This is a genomic window from Adlercreutzia equolifaciens DSM 19450 (assembly GCF_000478885.1).
Lineage (GTDB): Bacteria > Actinomycetota > Coriobacteriia > Coriobacteriales > Eggerthellaceae > Adlercreutzia > Adlercreutzia equolifaciens.
In genome coordinates this window covers 123,717-149,311 of the sequence record NC_022567.1, presented here as the reverse complement: position 1 = coordinate 149,311, position 25,595 = coordinate 123,717, and the positions used below count along the sequence as shown (strand labels likewise).

Sequence of the window (25,595 nt, the reverse complement as noted above, 5' to 3'; positions counted from 1 at the left end):
ATATGGGCCTCGGGAACGTCATAGAGATTCGCGGACGTCGACGCATTCACCATGGCCGTGCCGAACTGCGAATCCGTGGGCATGGGAGCACTCGTTGCATACTGGTAGAAGGCGGTCTTCGTGCCGTTGTACTCGCTCGGGCAGCTGTACGCCGAGTCGTAGATGGTGTAGTTGCCGTAAGTTCCCTGCTCCATGAACGTCGTCGCCTCGGGACGCGTGGTGCCGGGCGTCGTGCGCACCTGGCGGAAGTCGGCCAGGAAGGAGCCCTGGGCCTTGTAGCCGATGGACAAGTTCGCGGAGCCCTCGTCGTTGGAGTTGCCCCAGCAGCCGGAATGCCCACTGTGGTGCGAATCGCCCGAACCGGAAGTGTAGTTGCTGAAGCGGGTATAGCCCGCGGGCGGCCCGGCAGGCAGCACCTGGGTGGTGCCCGTCGTGGCGTCGTAGTACGCAGAGTCAGCCGCGCTCGGGCTCGTCATGGCATACGCCGCCGGAGCTGCAGCGAAGAGCGCCGCGCCCGAAGCGGCCATGGGAGCCATGAGCATGCGGGAGAGGGCCTGAGCCTGAGCCTGATTCTGCTCGGCCTGGGCCGCCACCTCGTCCTCCGGCGTGGGAGTGATCGGCTCGGCGCCGGCCACGGTGATGGTGACGTAGCACGCCCCTTCCACCGCGCCCTCGGCGGGAGCATCGGTGGTCTGGATGGAGACGATGGAGCCTGCGAGCTGAGTCTCGCTCACGGCATCCGGGTCGTAGGCCAACGTCACGATATAGGTCACGTCGGTGTACGCCTCCAAGGCCGCCTTGGCCTCTTCGGGCGTCATGGCCATCATGGCCTCGGTGATATGCGGCCCCTTGGAAAGGATGAGATAGAGCTGAGTGCCGGTCTCGTCGCCGTCCACCACGTGGACGCAGACGACCTTGCCCGCATCAACTCCCTCGCTGTACTCTTCCTGCTGGGCCTCATCCACAATGGTGAACTCAGCGAAGTCGGCAGCAGCAATGAGCGTGCGCACTTCGTCGACCGTCTTGCCCTGGCAGGAGGCCAGAAGCACGCGGCGCTGCTCGGTCCAGCTGCCCTTCGACACGGTAAGGTCGATATAGCGCTTGCCCGCTTCGGCGCCCTCGGGAGCTTCCACGCGCGTGATGGCGAGCACCGTGCCCGCCTCGGCCTCGTTCGTCTCTTCGGTTACCTCGTTGATGACGTACTCGAAGGCATCGTCGCCGAAAGCAAGCGTGTCGTCGCCATTGAGAGCTGCCAGCACATCGTCGCGATGGGTGCCGGCCGTGATGAGCGCCTGGAAGGCCGTGGCCTCAACCATGGCATCGGTGGGGCCGTCGCTCACGGTGATGATGAGGTACGTGAGCTTCTCATCGTCGGTGGACTCGGGATCCTTCTCGCGCACGGAGATGACCTTGCCCTCGGCGTACTCGTCGTTCTTCACGTGCACGATTTGCACGCTGTAGACTGCCTCGTCGGCGAAGCGCGCGCTCACGTTCTCAATGGTGTCGTTGACGCAGTCGGAGAAGTCGGGCTCGAGACCGCGCGAAATGACGATCTGCACAACGCGCTTGGTGCCCTTGTCATCATCTTCGGCCATGACGGTATCGACGCGCATAATCTGGCCCTTGGCGTAGACCGGATCATCGGCGTCCTCGCCATCGCCGCCCTTCTTCTCGCAGTAATCGTACACGACGGCATCCAGCACGTCCATCTTGCCAGCTGCCAACGTGCTGCGAGCCGCGTCGATATCGGTTTCGCCCACTACCGACGCCATAATACTGTCGTAATCGATGACTTCCTTCTGCTTGCCCAGAGAAAGGGTGATCTTCACCACCTGACGGCGACTCTCCACGCCGCCCACATCGGTCACGTGATACAGGAACTTGTCGGCGCCCGTAGCGGCAGGATCCTCAGCGAACTCGGCGCCGAGCACCAAGTCCTTCGCTATCGTTTCACTGTAGTCGGTGAAGTACTTTTTGTCCGTCGCGGCCGGATCGCCCTCGCCGGGCGTGTAGCCGGCATCGTCGCCGTAGAGGTAGCAGTCGTAGCCGTTCTCTTCCAGAATAGTGAGAGCGCCCTTGATGGTCTTGCCATCTTCCACCGTGTCGTTGAGCGGCAAGCCGATGAGCGTGTCGAGAACACTTTCTTCCTTTTCGTCGGACTTGTCCGTAATGGTCTCGCCTTGGTTCACGTCGGCGTAGGCGGCACGGCTCACCGTGTCGAAGTACATCTTCGACACGAACACACGCGAGCTGTCGGTACGCACGATGCTGAACGGATCGTTCGCCGGCATTGTGTAAGGCGGATTGCGGAAGGAATCCAGATGCGTCTCGGCCTTGGCGGTGATGATGGACTCCGTTTCGAAGTTGGCGTCCATGTAGCCGTTGACGACGACGTTCTGGTTGTTCACGGTGCCGCTCGTGCCGGAGGAGGGCTCCTCGGCCATGTCCTTCCAGGCGTAGAGCTGGAACTGGGTCACCGAGGCGATGCCTTCGTTGTACCAGATGGACTCTGGCAAGGTGAAGTTACCGCTGCCGTTGTAGGCCACCTTCTTCGCCGCATCAATATCCGCGAAATTATAGGTGGTCGTCGCGCCGGCCTTGTCGACCGACTCCACATACCAGCCGGCCAGGCGCTCGGCGCCTTCAGGTTTCAAGCCGTTGGCCGCCAGCGGCACTTCGGTGCCGTCGGCCTTGGCGTAGTAGGGGGCCATGACCACCTTCACCGCCTGGGTGTCGGCGGCACTATTGTTCATCTGACCCGTGGCGATACCCCACAGACGCAGCTTGCCCACGAGGTTCGGCTTACCGTCATCGTTTTGCGGGTAGCACTTCAGGTAGGCCTCATCGATGAGGAAGCTCACCGGATGGAAGCCGGTCCATGCATCCACGGTATCCGTGGCGCTCGTCTTGATGCCCGTCTCGAAGCTCACGGGGAAGTTCAGCGTGACGTCGTTGTCGTCGATCTTCGAGTGGCCGCTCTTCGAGTCCTGCAGCTTGCCCGAGCCGTATTTGGTAACAAGCCCGTTCTGCACCGTATTCAGCGGCGCGTCGCTCGAGATATTGCGCAGGTTCGCCCAGAACTGGAACGTTTTGCCGTAGGGCACCGACACCTCGGTGAGGTTCTTGTCGGAGTTGGCGTTCAGCTGGCCGAAGGTGTACTCATCGGAGGTGTACTTGATGTTGCGCACGCCGACCATGTCGCTGCCGCGCGACACCGAGCCGTCCTTCACATAGGCGAAGATGATGTTGTGGCTGCCGGCGGCGAGACGCACGGTCTGCTTGGGCCACGAGACGCTGCCCGACCAACGGCCGCGCTCCGTGCCGTTGTCGTACATGATGAGCTTGTCGTAGTAGCCCTCAGTTGAAGCATATACCTCGAAGGTAACGTCCATGGCCACCGAGCAGTTGATGGTCATCTGCATCTGAACATTGACGCTGTTGCGCGAGTTGCCTTTCACATAATAGGCACCGTTATCGATATACCAGATGCTTGAGGCGTTGGAGTTATGCCAGTAATTCAGGTTCGGCGTGGAGGACACCGTACCCAGGCCCTCGTCCCAGGTCTTCTCGTTGTAGGCCTCGGTACCGTACTGCACGTAGGTGTTCACGCCGAGCCAGCTGCGGGGCACCGAAAGCGCGGCGCAGTTATTGGCGGACGAGCGCGTATCGTAGGCACTCGTCTGCGCGAACGTGAAGTGCGTGTGCAGCATGGTCTCGGTCACGTTGGGCTCAAGACCGTTTGTCGTATTCGACTTGTTGGCCGTGTAGTTGGTGGAAATCTGATGGCCACCGCTGATGACGCAACCCGATCTTGAGTTCTCGCGGCTGTTGTACCAGTCGGAGATACCCGTGGCGGTCACCGTGACGTCGTTGCGCCCGGTGTTCCAGAACGGCTCGAGCGAGTGGTACTGCAGCTGCACGCTCGTCACATAGCCAGCCGCATGAGCGCTTGTCGCGGAGTTGCTCGCCAACGTGACGCGCCAGGCGTCGCCATTGGCTTCAAGCTGATCGCGGGTAAGCGTATCGGTGGCAGACGCGTTGTTCGGCATGCGGTAGTTGATGACGACGGCCTTCAGATCGCCCGCCAGCAAAAGCTGACTCGAGAAATCGAGCACCTGGGTCTTGAACCCGCGCACGGTGGAGCGACCCTTGAAGAAGTCTTTCGCGTCCTCAGACGTATCGTTCAGCGCCGTCACCGGGGTGACCTTCTGGCTCACGCTGTCGAAGGTGACCGTCATCGTCGCTGAATCGGCGCGGTTGTAAACCGTGTCCACGTTGTGGTAGGACACGACGCCATTGGCATTCGTCGTGGTGTAGTACGTCAAGCCGGTCTTGGCGCGGTTGGTAAACGCGTACCCCGTGCCATCCATCTTGTTGCCCACTTCAACATAGGAGTTCGAGGAGCCATCGAAGCCGTTGCTGCTTGAAGCGGCTGCGGCCAACGAGGGATGGCCCGTATGCTCCAGACGGAAGGAACGCGACGAGGTGTAGGCATCGTACTGACCGATCCAGTTCTCGTTGTCCTGCACGCGCAGAATCTGGTCGTAGAACGGCGTGCGCGGGAAGATCTCCTGGGTGGATTTGATGCGGTTGTCGTAGGTGTTGGTGCCGGTGGAGGCGCCATGGGTCTGCACCTCGCCGAACAGGCGAGCGCGCAGGGCCTTGCCGTTGGCCACCGTGGTGGTGGCATCCATGACAGCCATATCGAGGCGCACCGTGGATACGTAATCCCACGTCGGCACTCCACCGAACTGGATAGCGCCCTCAGTCGTAAGCGCGGCGATGCCGGCCTCAGTCAGATCGACCACCAGCGTGCCATCGGCCGTCGTGCCGTTATCCGTCGTGCCCGTCGTCACCACATGGGCATCCAGGAACGCATCCGTGAGCGCAATGGTAGCCCACGGCGTGGCGGTGGAATCGCCCGTGACCGTCGTGGCAGCGGCGGTGCCGGAATACTTGAACAGCATGAGATTCGGAATGGTGCCCGTGCGATGGACCCAGGTGCCGTCATCCTGCTTCGTGAAGCCGTCCAGCTCGAAGGTGTGGGCATAGAAGCCGCGGGCGCGACCGTCCGTCGCCCCCTGCTTGTACATGCCATCAAGCGTGAAATCGAGGTAGGTCTCCTGGGCCGGAGCGGCAGCGGTGTTCTCGAAAATGTAGGAGTACCAGACGCGCTCGGTGGGCACCGTCACACGGGTGGAGGAGCCAACAAGCTTCTGGTAGGTGACAGCCGTCTCACCCCAACGATAGGGAACGGTTGTGGCGTTCGTGCCCTTGTTCAGGTTCGAAAGCGTCGCTCCTGTCACACCATTGGCGTCGGCACCAGTCCAGTTCAAGTACGTGGTCAGGCGCGGCAGCGCGGTCTTGGCGTACATGAGCGAGCTGTCGCGGTCGCGCGTCCAGCGATCCTGTGCGGGGCTTGCGGCGGCGTTGTAGTCCACCGTGTTCCACGACTCGGTAAGGTAGTCGGTGGAGAACAGACCCGTGAGCGGCATATCGAGCCTTTGCAGGTTGTTGCTCGCATCGTACTTGCCCGCACGGGTGGGAGCGCCGAAGAACTCCACGAAGGGATCGGTAGCAGCCGATATCGCCGGGTTGGCCGGCAGGCTCACGTTCTTATCGAAGCTCTTGAAATGGAAGGTGGCGGCGATGAGGTAGTAGTTGTCGCCATCCCACGCCGTCGACGGGATAGAGATGGATCCCGTAGCGTCGTCGTAGAACTGCGTGGTCACCGTGTCCGTGGCCTCATCGTAGATGCCGAACAGGTCGATGGTGCGCTTCACGATCGTGTTGCCGTTCGTGAGGCTTGTCGCGATATCGGCCGCTTCGACGATGATCTGATCCTCGTACAAGTCGTTGCCATCGGCATCCTGGTCGGTCACACCATCGCCGTCGGCATCGATGGGCAGCTCGGAAGGAGCGCTGTCGCGCTTGAGCAGCTCTACCTCAACGTAGGCGCCCTCCAACATGAAGCGACGATTCTCATCCGGAATCGGCTCCCAGGTGCCTTCGTCATTCTTGTAGTTGTGGTGGGTAGAAATGGCCTCGACGAGGGCGGGGCTCAAATACAGCGTATCGGTATCGAAGCCGCGCCACTGGTTCTTCACGCCGATGGTCTTCATGGTTTCCACCCGCAGGCGGGCGTTTTCCATCTCGAAGGCGGTCGGGTTGGAAAGCGTGAAGCGATAGCCGGCGTCCTTGTTGCCGAGCACCGTGATAGTCTCGTCGGCCAGCGCCACAGTGGTATCGCCCGGAACGGCCGCCTCCACAAAGGTCTTGGACGTCACGCGCGGCTGCACCGGATGCACCTTGGCGTTCAAATACGCCCAATCGCTTCCCGTCGCCAGGTCAAGACCGACAGGAAGGCCCATGTTCTCGTAATTGGTGCCAAAGGTCGAGCGGAGGCCCACGCGGTCAACCACATCCACATCGCCCAGCACGTCCACCGTTGCGTTTTGGGCCATGCCCACATTCTTGTTGAAGTGGCTCATGTTGATGCGCACGTTGTTCAAATAACCCGACTTCCACAACGCCCGGGGAAGCACGAAGTTGCCCTCCGCATCGAGGAACAGGGAAGATCCCTCCTCCGCTGCCGCAATGGCAATGAGCTTCTGGGCGTCAAAGGTGAACGTCGTGATGCCTGCAGCATCGGGACCGGCAATCGTCACGGCGCCCGCGGCCTGCGCGGCCTCGAAGAACGCCTCGTCGTCGGCCGGATCGTCATCAATCTGCTGACCCATCATGCCGACGACAGAGCCGTCCTCGCCCTCCACTACTTCAACTCCATCGAGGTGCGATCCGCCTGCCGGCACGTACGCCTTGACCACAATGGTGTCGAGGGCATTGCCCGCCGTAGCATTCGGCGTCAGCCCGTTATGATCCCACTTGGTCGCCTCCATGAGGCCCTTCGACAGCGATACGAAGCGAGCATCGTAGGAGCGGTAATCGTTGGCGTAGTCGCCCATCTCGTCAGCAGGAACGCTCTCTGCCGGCACGGTACCCACGTTGATATACGAATCGAACAGCTCATAGGAGCCGTCGTAAACGTTGGCGTTGTAGTTCAAGCCGATACCGTTGTTGGCAAGCGGCTGCTCGTTCGTATAGTGGAAGCGGTAGCCCGCCCCGTCATAGCGCAGATACGCCTGAGCCGTGTCGTCAATCTCGGTCACCGCCTGCGAGAAGGGCACCGTCATGCCCGCGCTGAAGTAGGCGCGGCCGTATACCTGCGGGTTGCCCGGCGACATCTGAGCGAACAGCACGCCATAGTCGGTCGTCTTGTTCAGCTCGCCGTAAATGTTGTCGTCGTAGAGCGCATAGCTATCGGCCAAGCCATCCCAGTTCTCAATGTTGTACGTCGTGCCAAAGGATGCCGGCAGGTTGACCTCGGTATAGTAGCGATCCCACGTAGCGCCATAGGACGTACCACCACACGTCGGATCGAATCCATGGTTGCTGCAGTAGCGCACGCTTTGGTCGATACGTTTCGCAGAAGCATTGGGCGAGTCGTTCGCATAGCCGAACAGATCAATGTAGGCGCTATCGCTCGCAGCGAGGTTCTTCTTGAAGAAGCCGTAATTCAGTTCGACAGACACCAGATCGCTTCCAAGCCACAGACTGTCGTCCAGCGCCACGTTGCCCGCCTCATCGCGCGTGGCGAAGGCCGAAAGCAGCGTGTCTCCGCCCTCCGTGAGCGACAGATTCTCGCCGCCCGTCTCGAACAAATCGGCTACCTGTTCGGGGGTCAGCGTGAGGCTTGAGACATTCGTCAGATCCACCGCTCCCGTGGCGTTGTACGTGTAGGTAGCGTATTTCAGGGTAAGGCCGAGCGTCGGCGTGCCGTCGTCTTTCTTCGATGCCTCGAAGATAGATTTCGTCAGCGTGGCGGTGCTGGTATGGAAGCCGACCTTGCCAATGAGGCCCGGATAGGTGTTGTAGTCATAGCCATCGTAGGTGGTCTGCGGGTTAAGCGTTCCCAACGTGATCTTCGCACCATGGGTCATAGCGTAGTTCGACGCATTCGTGACGCGGGCGCGATAGCCTACCGTCTCGCTCTCGTAGTAAGCACGGGGACGCGTGCCCTCGAACGTGTAAAGCGTCGAGGAATGACCGTTCAGCGTGTACGTGCGCGTCGCCTGCGTCGGGCGCGCCGTGGTATACAGGGCAACCGATGCCGCCTGGTCATAGGCCACCGTGGCGTTCTTGTACGACCACATATCGATGCGCGGGCGCACGGGTGTGAGCACGACGTTCAAGCGCGTCGCATCGCTCACGATGTAGGGAGAGTTGGCTTTGTAGGAGGTAGAGACGATTTGCCCATCCGAATTGTAGCCGTAAATCGCCCAATCGTCCGTATTCCACGAATCGGTGAGGAAGTCGGTCTTGAACGTAGCGGAGAGGTCCTGGTCGACCATGCGGTGAGTGCCCGTGCCCCACAACTCCACAAACGCCGCATCGGCAACGCCCTGCGTCTTGAAGTTGCGCATCTTCAGGGTGAAGCCGCGCAGATACGAATTCGCATCATTTGCGTCGCTCCAAACGCTCTTCGCAACAAGTAAGTTACCGTCAGCGTCCATAAACACCATGTCGGACGTAATCGGCTGACCGTTGGCCGCCAAGGCCGTGGTGTCGTACACCTGCGCCGTACCGCCCGCTACGTAGCCGCGCTCAACGGCCGCCATGAGGACGGCTCCCGATATTGTGATCGACTTCACATTGGAAGACGTATGCGTGATGGTACTTGTCGTTCCATCGTCGTTGGTGATCGTCTCGAGAGTGGTGGTCACATCGCCCGTAGCGCTGTAGTCCACCGTGAGCTCGGCGAGTGCCGTGCCACCGTTGTTGTTGCCCGACAACGATGCGATAAGCCCCTTGGATACGACCACGTAGTCGGTGGTGAAGCCAACGTTCTCGGCCACACCGTCGCCGTCGTAGTCGTGGTACTGCGCAGGGATGTAGTTGTTGGTGGCAAGCAGCGCCTTGCGCATCGGGAAGGCGGTGTTGTTCGCCATCGTGAAGCGATAGCCCGAGCCGTCCTCTTCGTAATACGAGTTCATCGGGCTGTAGCTGTTGTCAGTCGCATTGGAGGCGTGGGTCACTCGTTTGGCGTAGGCGCCGTCGTCAGAATCGGCGTTGGTGGCACCGGGGCGCGCCGAATGCATGAACGCCTCGGCAGTAAGGGCAGGGCTCGTATGATAGAGGCGCCCGTACAGACGCGAGGACGAGGTCACGTCGGCATGCACGACGCTCGAACTGTTCGCACCGCCCCAGTTGCACAGGGTGAAGGTGCCATAAACCCCCGAGCTGACGGAGAACGTGTTGAACGAATTGCCATGGGTATGCGCAGTGCCCCAGTTCCATTCCGGTATCTCGCGGTTGCTCTTGAAGTTGCAGGATAGGCTCATGCCGCCCTTCACAACAGCGGTCGTTGCGCCGAATACGTCAACATAGGCGTTCTTGTCAGCGCCTACGTTCGCGCGGAACGAACTCAAGAACAGCTCGGCCTTCTCCAGGTACCCATTGTTCCAAGCTGATGCGGGCACGACAAGATTGCCGCTTGCGGCCGTCGCAACACCAGCCAGCGCCTTCAGATCGTCGAAGGCGTACGTGACATCCTCTTTCACGTCGGCCGCCGTGTAGTACGTAAAGCGCACCTGAGCGATGCTGCCCGATTCAAGCAAGCCCTTGCTGATAGTGATTTTCTCGGTCTCGAAACCGCGACGCTTGAAGGCGTAGTCCTCGACATCGTCGGTGCCGGGAATGGCCTCGGAGTAGATGGGGCCCACCGTGATCGTGGCGCGCTCCATGCCGCGACCGGTGTTGGTCACCCGATAGCGATACCCCGAATGGCCGATCTTGAAGCGCGACTCCACCGAGCTGGAAGAGGGAGTGATCGTCTCGGGATCGGCATTTTCGTCATCGCTGTGGTACGACCAAGCGGCCACTGCCAAATCGGGCTTGCCGGCGATAGAGAACAGCTCGGCATAGGACGATTCGGTGGTGTCCTCATTCGTGCCGTTTACCGTCGTGCATCCGTTGATGCCACTCCACGGCGTGTAATAGCCGTTCTTGGCAAAGTAGGCATCATTCACCTTGTACTTCGCTTTGAAGCTCGAGGGCACGTTCACGATGACATAGTAGTTGTCGCCATAGTAGAAGTTGCGGTCTGCGGTAGAGCCGCAGCCTGCATTCCATCCATGGTTCGAACAATACTGCTGGTCCTCCTCGGTGTAGAGCAGCTCGCGGTATTCGTCGTTGACGTTCGGCGAGTCGGTGGTGTAGCCATACAGATCAACGAAGATATCGCTGCCCGTCAGATTCTTGGCCACCTGCTCAAACTCAATGACTACTTGCGCCACATCGCCGTAGAGCCACATGCTCTCGAGAATGACAACGTTGCCGTTTTCATCGGCTGTAGAAAGCAGGGTGTCCAGGTTGTAGCTGCCCTCGGCGTCGGCGCTAAACACTACCGACTTAAGCCCGCTCGCCGTGCGCGCGTCGGAATCGGGGCTCGTGTTCTTGTCGACGTTCGTCAGGTTGTCGTGCACGAGCGTCGGCGGATAGTATTTAACGGTAATGCTCTCAATCTTGGATACGTCCTGCTTAACGAGCCTGCTTGAAAGCATAAGCGCCGTCGTGTGGAAACCGAGCGTGTCGGCAATACCCGCATGATCGGTGGCCGTGCGCGGGTTGATGGTGCCCAGCGTGAAGGTGGCGCCATCCGTGAGCGCATAGTTCGAGCTGTTCGTCAGACGCGCACGGTAACCCGCTCCCAGCTCGCCCACATAGGCAATGGGCTTCGGATGGTACTTCTCCATGTTGGCATAATCGGGGCGCCCGCCGTTCGCAATGATGTTCGCGGCGTTCTGGTTCTGCGATGCGATGGTGCTGGCGCGCGAGTCGCCGTTATACAGCGTTGTCGCGGCGTTGCCCTGCGTCTCTTCCTCGATATAGGAACCCGTGTACACATCGGGACGCACGGGGTACAAGGTGACGTTCAAGCGGCAGCTCTGCGAGGCGGAATGCGGATCCCAGCCCGAAACAAGATTGCCATTGGGGCAGCGATGGTTGTAGAACGTGCCGGTATTCCAAGCTCCACGTACAAAATCGGTACGGAACGTGGCCGTGACGTCCTTGTTCACCATGCGGTGCGTGCCGGCACCCCAATACTCGATAAAGATACTGCTGTCGCCGCCCGTGTATTTGAAATCACGGAAGGTGGCCGTCGTGTTGATAAGGTAGTTATCGCCCCAAGCCTTCTTGGCGATAAGCACGTTGCCGGCCTCATCAAGCGAAAGCACTTCAGAGGCGGCCGTATCTCCCACCAGAGCGTCGGCGGGCAAACTCTCCCCTGCGGCCACAGCCTTCAGATATTCCGCCGGTACGGTAAGCGAGCTGTTCTGCGCATCGGCAGCAGCCTCAATCTCGCGGTAGGTAATGACGAAGCTGTTCAGCGAGGTCACCTCGAACAGTTTATTCGAGAGCACGACATAGTTGGCCTCGAAGCCGCACACCTCATTCACATCGTCGGCATCGTGATCGAAATACTCGTAGGGCACGCCGCTTGTCGTGAAGAAGCCTTTGCGCATGGTGCCCAAGCGCTCGTGCGAGCTTCCGCTGTTGTTCAAGATAAAGCGATAGCCCGAGCCGCTCTCGCCGCGATAGGAGTTCGTCCAGCCGCTCGTGTAGCCTCCGTAATACGCGCTGTAAGAGAGCGGGCCGGCAAGACCCAGCGACGTCGGCGCTGTCTCGCCCGCCACGTACTGATCGGCGTTCGGCACGTTGGCACCGGGCGTCTTGCTGCGCATGAATGTGCGCGCGAGCACCACCGGATGCGTGGGGCGCACGTGCCCCATCAGAGTGGCCTTCTTCGCCCCAGCATCGGCCGAATCGCTGCCGCCCCAAGAAATGAGATCCCACTTATCGTACTTGGTGTCGGTGAACACGCGGGAGGTATTGTAGTTCCAACCCGAAATTTCGTTCTCGTTCACCTGGCCAAACCAACCGTCGCACGTCACATCGAACGTGCTGTCGGAGGTGTTCATGTAGCCGTGAAGGTCAGCGTAGGCATCGGTGTCGATACCGGCGTCCACGCGATCGAGATAGAGAACAGCGCTCGTCAGGTAGCCTTGCTCCCACATGGTGTAGGGGATGACAAGGTTGCCCGTATCCTCATCGGCGCCCAGGGCAAGAATCTCCTCGGCAGTGATGTAGGCCGTCTTCTTCGCCGGAACCGTGGATGTAAGGCTCACGGGATAGTAGGTCACCTTAAGACCGGTAAGATCAGACCCCGCCAAAAGAGCTTTGCTCAGCGTGATCTCGCGCGTCTGGAAGCCCGTGACGATGGACTCGTACATCTCCTTGTCGTCTTGATAGACGCTTCCGTCGGCGTTGGTGGGCGCCGTCGTGTGGTCAATCTCATCGCCTACGCCCATGCGCAGCTCGGCATTGTGCATGTCGGCGCCGTTCATGCGCGAGCCATTCACCATGGTGTAGTTGCGCAGTGCGAAGCGGAAGCCCGCCGCATCCTTGTGGTCGATCTCGTCTTGCGTGAACACCGTTTCAACGGGGTTGGAAGCGGCGGCGATGCCAGCCTCCGCGGAACCAGTGAGGGAATCCGGCGTATCAGCCAGCGCAGCGCCGCGCGGCCACTTAGTCAGGTAGGCCACTGCGTAATCGGCGCGCACGTTGCGCACGCTGACGGTATCGGAACCAGCGTAGTTCGCACCATAATGCCAATTGCCGTAATAGTCCTTGTAACCATAACGGCCGCTCTTGTAGTAGCGCAGGGTGACAGTATGCGTGCCAGCCGTCAGATTCTTCTCATAGTTGTTCCAACCGCTTGTCGGACCTCGCACAATTGTCTCGAAGGAGCCGCCGTCATAAGAGATTTGCAGATAGTCGTAGTCCGAACGATCGTCGGCCGTGTACTCGAAGCGGAATATCGAGTCCTTTTTCAAATCCAAGGTGAAGGTCATGTCGCGCGTCGCGTTGTAGTACCGCGTCAAATGTCCTGCGGTGAACGTCTCGCCCGACTGAGACCACCCAGGCTGGTTTACCGAATACCCCGCATCGTTGATGTAGGTATACGAGGGGCGCGAGATATTGGTGATCGTCGAGAACAAAACGTTGGCGGTACCGCGGTCTTCGCCCTCGGGAGCAGAGTACGACTGCACCTCGATATCGGGATACACCTGGCCCGAAATAGTGAACAGAGAGCTCTTCGAGTTATCGTAGGTCTTCTCGGCATACTCGTTGCCGGCCTGCGCGTTGGAAATCGTCTCCCAAGCACTGTTGGGATACACCGCCGTGAACTGCGTGTCGGCATTTACCATCAGGTAGTAATTGTCGTTCTGGCGATGATCGGTCGTGTAGGGCTCGAGCACGCCGCCGGTGGGAGCGCCCACCGTACCACCGCAGTGTTGCGGCTTCACGGTGGCGCAGTACACCAGACTACCCGAGCGGTTGCGATAGTAGCCGTGGTTGCCACAGGCGATCTCGGTGTTGTTCACCGTGCCGGTGCCGCCGGAAGGCATAACGATGATTTTGTAGTCGTACACATACTCGCCTGTGCCACCACGATGAGAATTGCCGTCGTCGCAGCGATACTCGCCCGTAGGGTAGTAAGTGTCACCATCGCTCGTGCGAACGGGACTATTGCCGGACGGTGCACCTATAACCAGTGTGGGAATCATCTGGGTGTAGCAGTTGCACGTAGGCTCAGCGGCATAGTAGAACCAGGTGGCATCCGTACGGAGGTACTGCACGGTACCGTTGGCGCGAACCACTTTCGAGGTCGGATTGCTGATGAGACGATGGGTGCCACTTTCAATCCACTTGCCGTGAGTGGGACAGTAGATACGGTAGAACAGCATCGTGGAATCGTCGGTCCACGATTTCTTCTCGTACACGTTGTTCACGTTGGCCGAATCGGTGGTGTAGCCGTGGAAATCGACGAAGTACTCATTGTTCGACATCGTCGTGCCGTTGTTTACAACAGCCGAGCCATTGCCCATGTGCGCCGGCACGTATTCGAATTCAATGGTGACATTCTTCAAGTCACCACCCAGCCAAAGCGACTCGGGAAGCACCAGGTTGCCAGCGTCATCGGTGCACTCCGCTACCACCTCGTCGAGCGATTTGGCAGACGACGCATCGTAGGTCGTATATTGCGACGGCTCGTTCGTCGCTTTCTTCGAAAGCTTCGACACCCATTCAAAGGTAATAGAGCGGATAGAGCGCGCCGATGCGTCCTCGGCAGCGTAGGGGTTTTTGGTAGCCTCAAGCAGCTTCGCGCTTACGAAAACGCCCGTCGCGTGGAAGCCGATCGTATCGGCCAGGGCGGCACCGTAGTCGTTCGTCCGACCGCCCGCGACGTTGTTCGGGCCTATCTCCGATGGCCACACCAGCGTTTGCGCGCCGTTCTTGATGGTCTTGGTTTCCTTGAAGTCGCCGTTGTCGATATTGTGGTCAACCGTAAAGCCACCGATGCGCAAACGGGCGCCATAGCTCATCGCATAGGCGGAATCGTTCGAGATGATGGCGCGATAGCCGGCGTAGTTGTCGTAGGTGTACGACACCGGATCGGGCTCGATATAGGTAAGATGTCCTGTACCGTCGAGCTTCCAGAAGGTGTTCTCCACACTGATGTTGCGCACCTTGACCGTATCGCTTCCGCCGTCGCGCGACCCGTCTTTATGATAGCGGAAACTCAGCGTGTAGGTGCCCTGTGGCAGGGAGATATTGTAGCGTCGCCAGCTCGTATTGCTACCAGAAGCCACGTTGTAATACGTACCATTGATGCCAACTTGCAGGAAGTCGTAATTGGCCTCCGTCGAAGTCTGATACTCAAACGTCAGGTTGGCCGTACCGGTAACCGTTACCGTGGTGGACATATCTTTGTTGATTGAGTTGATGCCCGCATAAGGACCGCAGGAATACGCGCCGTCGGAGAGGTTCCATTCCCCACGCGACCAGCCATTCATAAAGCCACCGCCCATGCCGGCCTCATCGAGCCGGTAAAGCCGGGCGCTTACGTTGCCCACCTCGCGTTCGTTCACGTACGTTTGCAGACCCACGTTCGGGCGCACCGGAGCCAACACGAAGGTCTCGGTGGCGGTACCGCTCTTGGTATAGGGCGAATTGCCCGGATGCACCGAATACGTATCGCGGTTCCACCCCGTCGTTTCGGCAGGATAGTCCTGCCCATTGCGGAAGAAGTTCGTGCCGAAAGACGCCGTTACCTTGTTCTCAATCCAGTTGTTGCCGCTCTTCGGACGCACGATGCGCCAGGTGCCGACGCCGTACAGCTCGACGAACGCGCTCGTCTCGGCCGTCACGTTTGCCGCAAAATCCCACATCTCGAATTCAATGCTGCGGAAGTAGTTGTTGCCCCACACTTCTTTCGTGATGACAAGGTTGCCGCTCTCGTCGACGTACAGCATGCTGGAGTCGATAGGCTGGCCGCTCACGGTGAGCACGGTCGGATCGTACACCGTAGCCGCAGACGTTGCATCGCCCTCGGCGCCTTCGGCGGAGGAGCCATCGGCGGTGCCTTCGCCAGCACCCTCGGTGTCGCCCTCGGTAGCGCCCTCGCCAGCACCCTCGGTAGCGCCTTCTGCGCTATCACCTTCGGTGGCGTCCTCCGTATCGCCGCTGGCATCGTCAGCAGTCTCGGTGGGAACGTAGCCGCGGGCGATAGCGGCTTGCACAACCGCCTCAGGGATGTTCAAACTCATCACGGAGGTGTCGGACGGCGTAACCTCCGTAGCATTGACCGAGTAATCGAGCTTGAAGTCCTCCATGCGAGACACGCTATCGAAGAAGCCCTTCGACACAACCACATGAGAGGTATCGAAGCCCACATGCTCGGCCAAGCCGTCTCCATTGATGTCGAACTGGGTCTGAATGGGCACATCACTCGTGAAGAAGCGCGCTTTGCCCATCTTTTCAGCGGTATTGTTGGTCAGCATGAAGCGGAAGCCCGCACCGGCTCCATCCACGCCGAAGTAACCCTGCTTCGATTGCGCGAGGCTCAAAGGCCCGCTCGCGCCACTCGAGCGATCGTAGAACGTGTTGCCGCCCGGCGTCTCGCTGCGCTCGAAGCTGTAAGGCGTCACCACCGGGTTGCTCTTAGGCGGACGGCCATAGAGCACGGCCGTGGCCGTCGCGCGAGAGAGACTCGCGTCGCCAGATGCGCACCAGGTGTTGTTGTAATCCCATGCGCCGTCATGCTGGTAGGTGGTCTTGAATTCCACCGGCAAGTTCAGCGTATTCACATCATCCACGAAGCCGTAGAGATCCACAAAGGCATCAGTCGTAAGCCCCGCGTTCACCTCATCGAAGGTGATGTCGATGCCGAGCAGGAAGGCGCGATGGGGAGCGGCCGTTGAAGGCAGCGCGCCTGCGTCCGGCGTGCCCGGCGTGGCCTCGTCGGCGGAAAGACCGCTCCACACGGTGTAGTCGAGCACGTAGTCGCCTGTCGCATCGTCCACCGTAGCCGCGGCCAGGAACTCATCCAGCGTGAAGGTCATCGTCTGCGCCTCAGGCACCGTGGCATCAACGTCGTAGACATAAGGGTAGTACGTAAGCGTGATAGTGTTGATCTTAGTGTTCTCCACCAGCTCGTGGCTCACCGTAATCTCGCGCGTTTGGAAGCCCTGAAGCGCCAGCTGGTAATCCTCATAGGAGTCGCGCGCGGGGATCTTTCGATTCGCCACGGTCTTGATAGCGAGCGCCGATTCCCACATGTGGCGGCCGCTATTCGACAGCTTAATGCGATAGCCCGCGCCCTCGCGCTCACCCGTCGCATCCCAAATGGCCTCGGAGCCGTTAGCCGTCGGATTGCCCGCACCGTGGGCATTGGCGGCATCGAAGTAGCTGACCGGCGTAATGTGCGGGCCGGGCTTGCCCACGATGGAGTACAAGTAGCTGTGATTGTTGCGATGGGTCTGCTCGCCGTAGGTGTTGGGCGTCTCGGAAAGAGACGACCAAGCAGCCACCGGATACAGCGCCTGGAAGTGGGCGTTCGCATAGATGGTCGTGAACGTATGGTCGCTCGAAGAGCCGCTCGTTACGCTTTGGTTCACGTTGGGCGAATCGTTAGTGTAACCGTACAGGTCGATGAACGCGCCCGCGCCCGTCACGGCAGCTTTCACCTCGTAGAACTCCAGTTCCACGTTCACCAAATCGCCGTCTTCCCACACCGAAGAGGGGATCACCACGTTGCCCGTGGCGGCGACGAGGTTGTCAGCGAGCAGCGTTTCCAGCGACAAGCCAGCGCCCGCACCCTCGCGATCGGACACGAACGTGACGGACTTGCGGTTCGCGGGAATGCGCTGCAACGCGGTGGCGTCCTTCGGATAGTAGTCGATCGTGATGGACTTCAGATCGGCCACGCTCGCCGTATCGAGCAGCGCTGCCGACAGCAACATCTTGGTCGTGTGGAAGCCGAGCTTATCTTCCAAGCCTTGCGCGCCCGCCACCGTACCAGCCGTGCTGCCCGGCTCCAAATCGCCGAGCGTCAGCTTGGCCCCCGTGTCCATGGCGTAGGTGGAGTTGTTGGTGACGATCGCGCGGAAGCCGGCGTTCTCTTCCCACAGATAGCCCACCGGACTCGAGCCGATCTTCACCGAACCGGCGGTGTTGTTGTCATGCAACGTGGCCGCCAAATCGCCCTGGTCTTCCACCTGGGCGTAGGCGTTGTTCGCCACTACCGGGCGAATGGGCGGCAAGGCCACGCGCAAGATACCCGTATCTTCGAACGTCTTGCGCCAGCTGTCCTCGCGCTCGAACGTGGTGAGGGTGGCGGTCAGCGGCATATTGATGTTGCGGTTGTCGCCCGTGCCGTAGAACTCGACAAAGGCGTTGTAGGCAGTGTCGATGTTCTTGTCGATGTACGAGTAGGTCAGGTGCAGACCGACCAGATAGCCGCCGTTCCAGGCCGACTCGTCCACGACAACGCCGTTGTTCGCATCGTCGACGGAAAGCGCCGATGAGGAGGCGGCAGGAGCATTGTTTCCCTGACCCGCGAAAAATCCCGTATTGCCTGCAATTATGTTGGGGTCAAGGCCCGTGACGCTGCCCATAACACCCGCCCCGGTAACGCTCACCGGCGCATAGGGCGTGATAGCGGCTACCTTATCGGCATCGAGGCCAAGCAGCGTGGCCATCTCGCTCATGGAAAGCGTCACGGCCTTCAGCTGCGACTTGGCTGTATCGTTGATGTCGTAGTAGTACAGCGTCACCTTCTCGTTGGGCACGCCCGCCGTGAACAGCTCTCGCGAGAAGTACAGCTTTTCGGTGTGGAAGTCCACCAGCTTCCCCGTAAGCGCCGGATCGGTTCCCGCATAGGCTTCTCCAGCGATGGCATGGATGGTAAACTCCGCGCCGTAATTCATGGCGTAATCGGCCGTATTGCGCAGGTTCACGCGATAGCCGCTCCCGGGCTCGCGCCAAATGACGCGCTGGTCTTTGGCCATAGTCACGCCACCGGTGCCCGTAGCGCCGGGGGCAGAGGAACCCTTGAACCCGAGAACAACCGGCAAGCCGTTCATCGGGGATATCTGAGATTTCAACGTAGCGCTATGGCTTCCCGTAACCACCCAGTCGGTTTCGTCTCCGCCGAGCAGAGCATCGTACTCGTGCGTGGTAAACGTCGCCGGCAGCGTAATGTTATCGATGAGATAATCGGTGCAACCGTAGAGCTCCACGAAGGCACCCGTGCTTGCCGCAACATTGCCGTTGAAGCGACTATAATCCACCGTCGCCTTTGCGAGGTATCCGCTGTTCCACACCGTCTTGTCGATGTGAATCTGATCGTTTACCACCGTCACGCCTTCGGGAAGCGAACCCGCCGTCACTCCTTCGGGAAGCGCAACGCCCAAAGCATCGGCCATAGCCGCCAGCTCCGCTTCACTGAAGCTTCGGGTTTGGCGATTGGCTTTTGCCGTATCGTCGTAGGCGTAGTAGTCCAAATCGAGCGCCGCCAGAGTGCCAGCTTCGAAAGCCGCCTTGGAAATGACCAGGGTATCGGTTTGGAAGTTGTACAGTCGTCCGCTGTGCGCATCAGCCGGCACGTCACCGATCTCGAACTTCACGCCCGAAACGAAGGGCTTCGTCCCACGATTCTGCAGCGTAACGCGCCAGCCGGAGCCGTCCATGGAGTAGTAGGCCACCTTGGCCGCATCGGTCGTGCCCGTCTTGGAGTCCACCGCGCCGCTCGTCAGCAGACCGCCGGTGGCCGTGCCGGCACCATGGGCGTGGCTGAAGGCCTGCACGCCCACCACGGCATCGGTCTCGTAGCGCTTGCCCGTAAGCGAGCCCGTACCGTTGGTCGAGGTATCCCAGGCCTCTTTGGCGTAATGGGTGCCGAAGGCGGCGCCCACCTTCGCCCGCACGTCGTTGTTCATGCGGCCATAAACGTCCACGTAGGGATTGTCGGGATAGTTGGCTCCCGTATGGGCAGCGGTTATGCCCGCCTTGAACCCGCTCATATTAAGCGTGAAGTGCGTGAGGTAGCCGCCGTTCCACGCCGCGCGATCGACGATGACAAAGCCCTCCGGCGACAGCGTCACCGCCGGGTTGGTGGGCGCGCCGTCCTTAGCCGCAACGATGTCGTCGCCGCTGATCGTGACCGTCTGAGGAAGCCCCAGCGCCGTGCGGTAGGTCACCGTGAGGTACTCGGGGCGCGCCGCGTTGAACAGACCCGGGGACAACGCCAGGCTCTCGGTGATAAAGGTCTCGCGCTCGTGGGTCTTCGTGCCCGCGGTCGTGAGCGTCTTGTAGGGAATGCCCCAGTTGGCGTTTTTAATGGCACCGCCGTCGGCATCGCGGGTGATTGTCGTGCCGAAGAAAATGTCCGAGTCGCCGATCACGAAAGTGGAGTCGTTCGTGACCATGAGACGGAAGCCGCTGCCCGGCTCGTTGTAGTAGGTATCGGTCTGGTTCTGGGCGAGTGCCGCCGCCGGATCGCCAGCATAGGCGGCGTTCTTCATGCCCGACACGGTGATGGCGGGTTTGACCGAGGACTTCTCAACGTGCAGGGCAATGGTACGGCTCGCCGACTGGTTCTTGTCGCGGAACATCGTGTCCCACTTCTCATAAGCCGTCGCAAGCGTACCCGTGACGCTGATATCGTTCAAGGTGGAGGGCGTGCCGTTCACCTCGATGTACATGTCGGTGTTACTACCGATGGCGCCCGTGTTGTTGATGTATTCGAAGTCGATGGAGAAATCGGCGAGGATGCCCTGGTTCCAGGCGCGGGGATCGATGATGTAGTCGCCGTTGTCGCGCACCGAAAGCACGCGCTTCACCTGGCCCGATTCCGTATAGGTCATGGCCTCCAGCTCGCTGAAGCTGCGGGTCACGGTATGCTTTTCCACCACATAGGTGGGCTCGGCGTCCTCCCCGGCCTCGGGGTCGGGCGCGGCCAAAGTGCGGGTGCAGTAATTGAAGGTGATGCCGTTGATTCGCCCGTTGCGCAAAACATTTTTGGAGATGCCGATGCTGGAGGTGGTAAACCAATCGGCATCGGGACCGGGGATGTCGCTCGTGGAGAACACCGCCGGCTCCATCATCGACTGCGACTTATTGCCGATCTGCCAGCGGAAACCAGCACCCTGGCGGTTGAGCAGCACCTGCTGAACACCCGGCGCCGCTGTCGTGGTCGCACCGTATTCCAGCGCCTCGCCACTGAGGGAATCGACGCCAAAGCCGGCGAGCGTCGGCGTGGGGTTGACGGCATTGTTGAAGGTGGCCGTGGAAAGCGCCGAATTCTTCGTGGCCGTCGTGTAAGTCCCCGTACCCACGTTCCACGTGCGCAAACCAGCTGAGAGGCGCGCGTTGTTGGTGTAGGACTCGCGGGGAATCAACAGGTTGCCGTTAATCTTGATGTCCGTCTGCAAATCGAGACCCGTGGCCGAGCCACTCTTGTCCGGCGCATCAAAGGGACTCTTTTGCACGATGCGGATGTTGCCCGTGAAGTTGTTGCCGGCCTTGATGACGCCGGGGATGGGATTGATCGAGGTAGAAGTGCTCCCGGTGGGCGAGCTTCCGCCCATGGCTTCCATCTGAGCCGCCAGGCTCGTGTCGCGCGTGGTGCCACCGAGCCGGAACAACGCGTAATCCGCTGCGCCCTGGTTACTTGCATTCTTGTAGTCGCCTTCCACGAGCTGGGGCGTGCCCAGGGAAATCCAACTCGTGTTGCCAGCGTAGTCGCGGATTTCGAACTGAATGACCGAGCCGTCGAGGTTGACGGTATTGTCAGCCACCGTGTCGTAGAAGGTGCCGAGACCGTCTTCGTTGGCTTCCATGTACATGAAGCCCGACTGATCGAGCTGGGCCGACGGATCTTCGCGCATGGCCTCATCGTAGTCTTCCCGAGCCTTCTGCGCGGCGGCCTTAGCCTCTTCGATGGCGCTCTTCTTGATGTACAGCTCGATGTTTTGCAGACGGAAGAAATCGGGCAGCGTGTCATTGATGAGAGGGCCGGCGGTGGTCACGCCCGTGGTGGGGCCGTACAGCGGCATGTTGCCCTTGGCGTTAAAGCGGTTGAGCACGTAGGAGCTCGTCGTGCCCAGGTAGCTGTTCGCCGTTTGGTCGAGCAGGGATTTGTTCGACGGGTTGACGACCTTCTTCGAAAGGCTCGTGCTGAATTCCGGAATGAGGAAGTAGCCGCCGGCGTTCTGGCCGTTCAAGCCCCACGAGTAGTTCTGATCACCGCGGCGACCGAACTTGACCGTGGTCTGCGGCAACAGCGACACGTTGTAGCGGCTGCCCGTGACGCGCATGTTCGTGGTGAAGGGGATGGCCACGAGCGTCTGCAGCGTCTGCTGGGCGGCGATGAGGCCCTGGCCCGCAGGGTCGCGATCGTTCTCGCTCACCTCGTAGTAAATACGACCGTTGTAGTTGTTGGTCGTATAGGGAATCTGGCGGCACTCCACGCCGGCCAGCTCGGTGGTCTTGGCCGCCACCGCCTCGTCATCGGGAGCAGAGCCGTTGGCAGCAGTCTCGTCGGCGATCCACTTCTTCAGCAGAGCGCGCTGCTCCATTTCGTCGACGTTGGAGAAGCGCACCTTGTCCAGGTCGTTGTATTCCGCATCCGTCCAGTTCGTCGTATCGTAAATGAGAACGCCACCCTGGTGAATCTTGCCCCAGAACGGACGCTCCTTGCCGCCGGGAGTCGGATTTGCGGGATCGTAGCGAACGACCTTGTCTTCTTCTTCGATGTACTGCCACGTCATCAGGTCTTCGCGGGTGACGCCCTGGCCGTTGTCGTCAGTGTTCATGACGTCGAAGTAGTAATCGACTTCGTCGATGAGCGACTTAGAGCTGGCTTCGGAGGTGTTCTTGGTTGTCACGCGGTAGACCATGTAGTTGTAGCGGTCGTACAGCACGTTCTCCGAGATGGGCGTGTAGTTCGATTCCCAGGTGAGGTTGCTCACCAGGAAGGAAATGCGCCGGGGAAAATCGGTGTTGTCCGCGTTTTGCTCGGTGGTGGCGTCCAGGTAATGTCCCGGGACACCATCGGGATAGGTGGCAGAGCTGCTAGAAAAGCGACCGTAGGTTTTACCTGACATGAGCAGATCGCCGCCCGTGTTCTCAGGAATAGTACCCTGGAAAGAAATTGGCACTTGAGGACGCATAGAATTGTAGGTTGAGCAGGTCATCTGATAGTCATAATTGGCGTTGACCATCCTATGAGCGTAAACTTCGGTATTAAGCTTGCCGTCTGGAAGAAAAAGGTCTGTGACAGGAACCTGTCCGCCAGTGCGAGTATTCTTCACCCAAACGCCTTTATTGGTTTGATAAATCGGTTCGATGCCATATGTATCAGATTTCGCACGATAGACGAACTCGCCCCAGTAGTCAGTGACGGGGCGTTTCACCTTGCCGCCGCTATCCGGTGATCCACGCCAAACCAGACGCACCGTACCAGTGACACCCTTGGTGAGATCGATCCCTGTCGACCGGTAATACTCCTTTGGCAAGGCATTAAAATTGAAGTCGCTTCGAACTGCATCCGAAGGCATACCCGAAAGGTTGGAGATGCCGTCATTTTCGGGGTAATTGTCGCCAGCTCTGCCGTTGCTCAAATAGCCATTGAGCGAAATCTCCTTATACCCCTTCACTTGGAGGTAAATATCCCAGTTTTGAGCCATGGCAGAGCTAAACTGCAGGGTCATGTAAGGCGCATCGTCGCCCTTGTTATAGCCGCCACCGTTACTGACCCACTCTGTGTAGTCGTAGTACTGCTCAAGTGCGCCGTTTTCCGTTTTGACGAAGTAGGGGATCTTCAGCGTGATCTCGTTGGCGTAGTCACCCACCCAGTCGGCATCCGGATCATCCGGGTCAAGATCGAAATCGCGGCCGCCCATGTAGCCCGAGGAAGCACCCAGGTCGAGAGCCAAGTCGGCATATACCGAGGAACCGGTTGTGTAGATGTAAGTGTTCTTCGCTTCGGCAAAGGGCGTCACGTTGCCGCCCAGCACGAAATACGGCACATAATACTTTGCTTCAAGTGGCGTGCCTGCGGCCAAAGGCGTTGCCATCGAGAGCGCCACCGACATGGGCGCTGCCATGAGGGACGTAGCCGGAGTGAGCGTTTCAATTTCCTCATCACCAGCGGCAAAGGGCGCAACGTAGTTAACGGCGTCGACCACCGATACCGTGCTTTGCGGCCAACCGTTCTCATCGTAGATGAAATCGCCGGTGGTTTCAGAGGCTTCATCGACGGACTCGTCGGCCGGCTCGGTTTCCGCCGTCGATTCGTCGGCAGGCTCGTCAGTCGGCTCATCCGTGGACTCATCGGTGGGCTCTTCGGTCGCCGCCGGCTCATCGGTCGGCTCGGGCTCTTCGGCCGGCTCGGGCTCGGGCTCAAGTTCGGAATCTGCTTCGAATGCCGCCGCAGCCGTCAGGTACGAGGTAAACGAGATATCCTCGTCTTCCAAGGTCTCATTGACCGTCTTGGCGTCTCCCGCCTTCTCTTCCTGCACGACCTTGGCGTTGAACTGCGCCGTTACCGCGATATCGATCGTTTTGGGCACAAAGGCACCCGCCTCGTCGGTGGCCAGGGCATCGGGGCCAAAGGGCACTACTATATAGATAGTGCGCGCCGTGGCGGCGTCCTCCTCGGCGCCAGCTGCCTTGGGAGCTGCCAGCTGGCCGGCGGCCTTCATGCTCAGGTGAGCAACGCCATCGGACGGGGATTCCACCGTCGCGCGCTCGGCACCTTCGAACGCACGCTCCAAAGCGGCGCTATCGCTTGGATCGAGCGCATCGAGATTGGCGCCTTCCATGCCCGTGGCATCGAAGGCCACGACATCGGCAGCGCGAAGGCCGGAGCCTTCCCGGTTCCACGCCGGAATATCGGACAGGACGAGGTCGTAGCCCCGCTCGTTCAACACGCCCGCCGTCGCCGTCACATCGACGGCGAAAGCAGCGTATCCGCCATCGGCTCCCATGAGCGCCTGGCCCACCGGACGCACCGAGGCGGTTACCGACTCACGAGGCTCGGCGTTCACCAAAGAGACCGTGACTGCACTCTCATCAGCCATTTCGTAATAGACGCTATCGGCGGGCTCTGTCGCAGCATCATCAGGAGTAGCGGCCGTAAAGGAGCTCAGCTGGTAGCCGCCCTTCACCTCAACCGGAACATCGGCCGGCACAGCGCTCGTCAGGGTTGCCGTCAGCTGGGGCAAGGGCGTTTCCGCCGTAAGCTGCCAGCGCGTTTCCTTAGCGGTAATGCCATGCTCGTCCTGCACGCCCTTGTAAACAAAGAGAATGCGGCCGGACAAGCCTTGGACCAATTCCTCCGCGGTGCGCTCCAGATATTTGCCGCGGTGCTCGGTGTACACCGCCCAGCCGGCAGGCAGCTGATCGGCAGCTACCGCAAGCACGGCGCGCATATCCTGCGCGTCCCCGCCGCGAACGAGCCACTCCTCGCGGCAGAGCGTCGTGCCAATGTTGCCCAGAGCGTCTTCGTAGAGATAAGGAGCATCAAACGTGAGAACCACGCGGTCGCTATCGGACGTGCCCCCGAAGTGACCGCCTTGCAGCAAATTCTCAGCCGTCGAGCCTTCGGCCAGGGTAGGCGTCAGGGAAAGAGTGCTTCCGTCCACATGATAGCGCTGGTCAGAAGCTTGCAGCGTGCCCGCAGCCTCAAGGCCGTAGCTTATGTGGCCGAGCAGAGCCTCTTGCAGTTTTGAAGCATCTTTCAGGGTGCCGTTCTTCACGGCGGCCTCGTTCAGCACATGATCGCTCTGTCGGTTCTTCGCCGTATCGTCGAGGGAAGACAGCACTTCATCGGCCTCTACGAGACCGTCCGGCAAAAGCGCATCCATGGCCTCGTCGGTGACAGCCGGGTCTTGAGGCGCATCATCGTTCGGCGTGAGTTCATCGGTGCCGAGGGGGTTGTCGCCCTCGCCATTGGAGTGATCGGCCACTTGGGAAGTGGCATCGTCTCCCAGAGACTCATCAATAATCTCGTCGCCCGCCGTAGAGGCCATAGGCACAGCGTCGTCGCCGATAATGAGGTGGCGCGCCTCTTCAATAGAGTAGGTATTCCACGTAGTAAGAAACAGAAGAACCGACAACGTCAC

General features: G+C 60.0%; 1 protein-coding gene (only partly in view). It reads right to left on the bottom strand.

The genetic code is table 11. From position 1 onward, the window contains the following. Positions 1–25,595: the 5' portion of an InlB B-repeat-containing protein gene (locus AEQU_RS00465; protein ID WP_022738184.1), read on the bottom strand. Its footprint begins 49,171 nt before the window's first position; only the first 25,595 of its 74,766 coding nucleotides appear in the window; it begins with the start codon at positions 25,593–25,595; its stop codon lies off the left edge, out of view.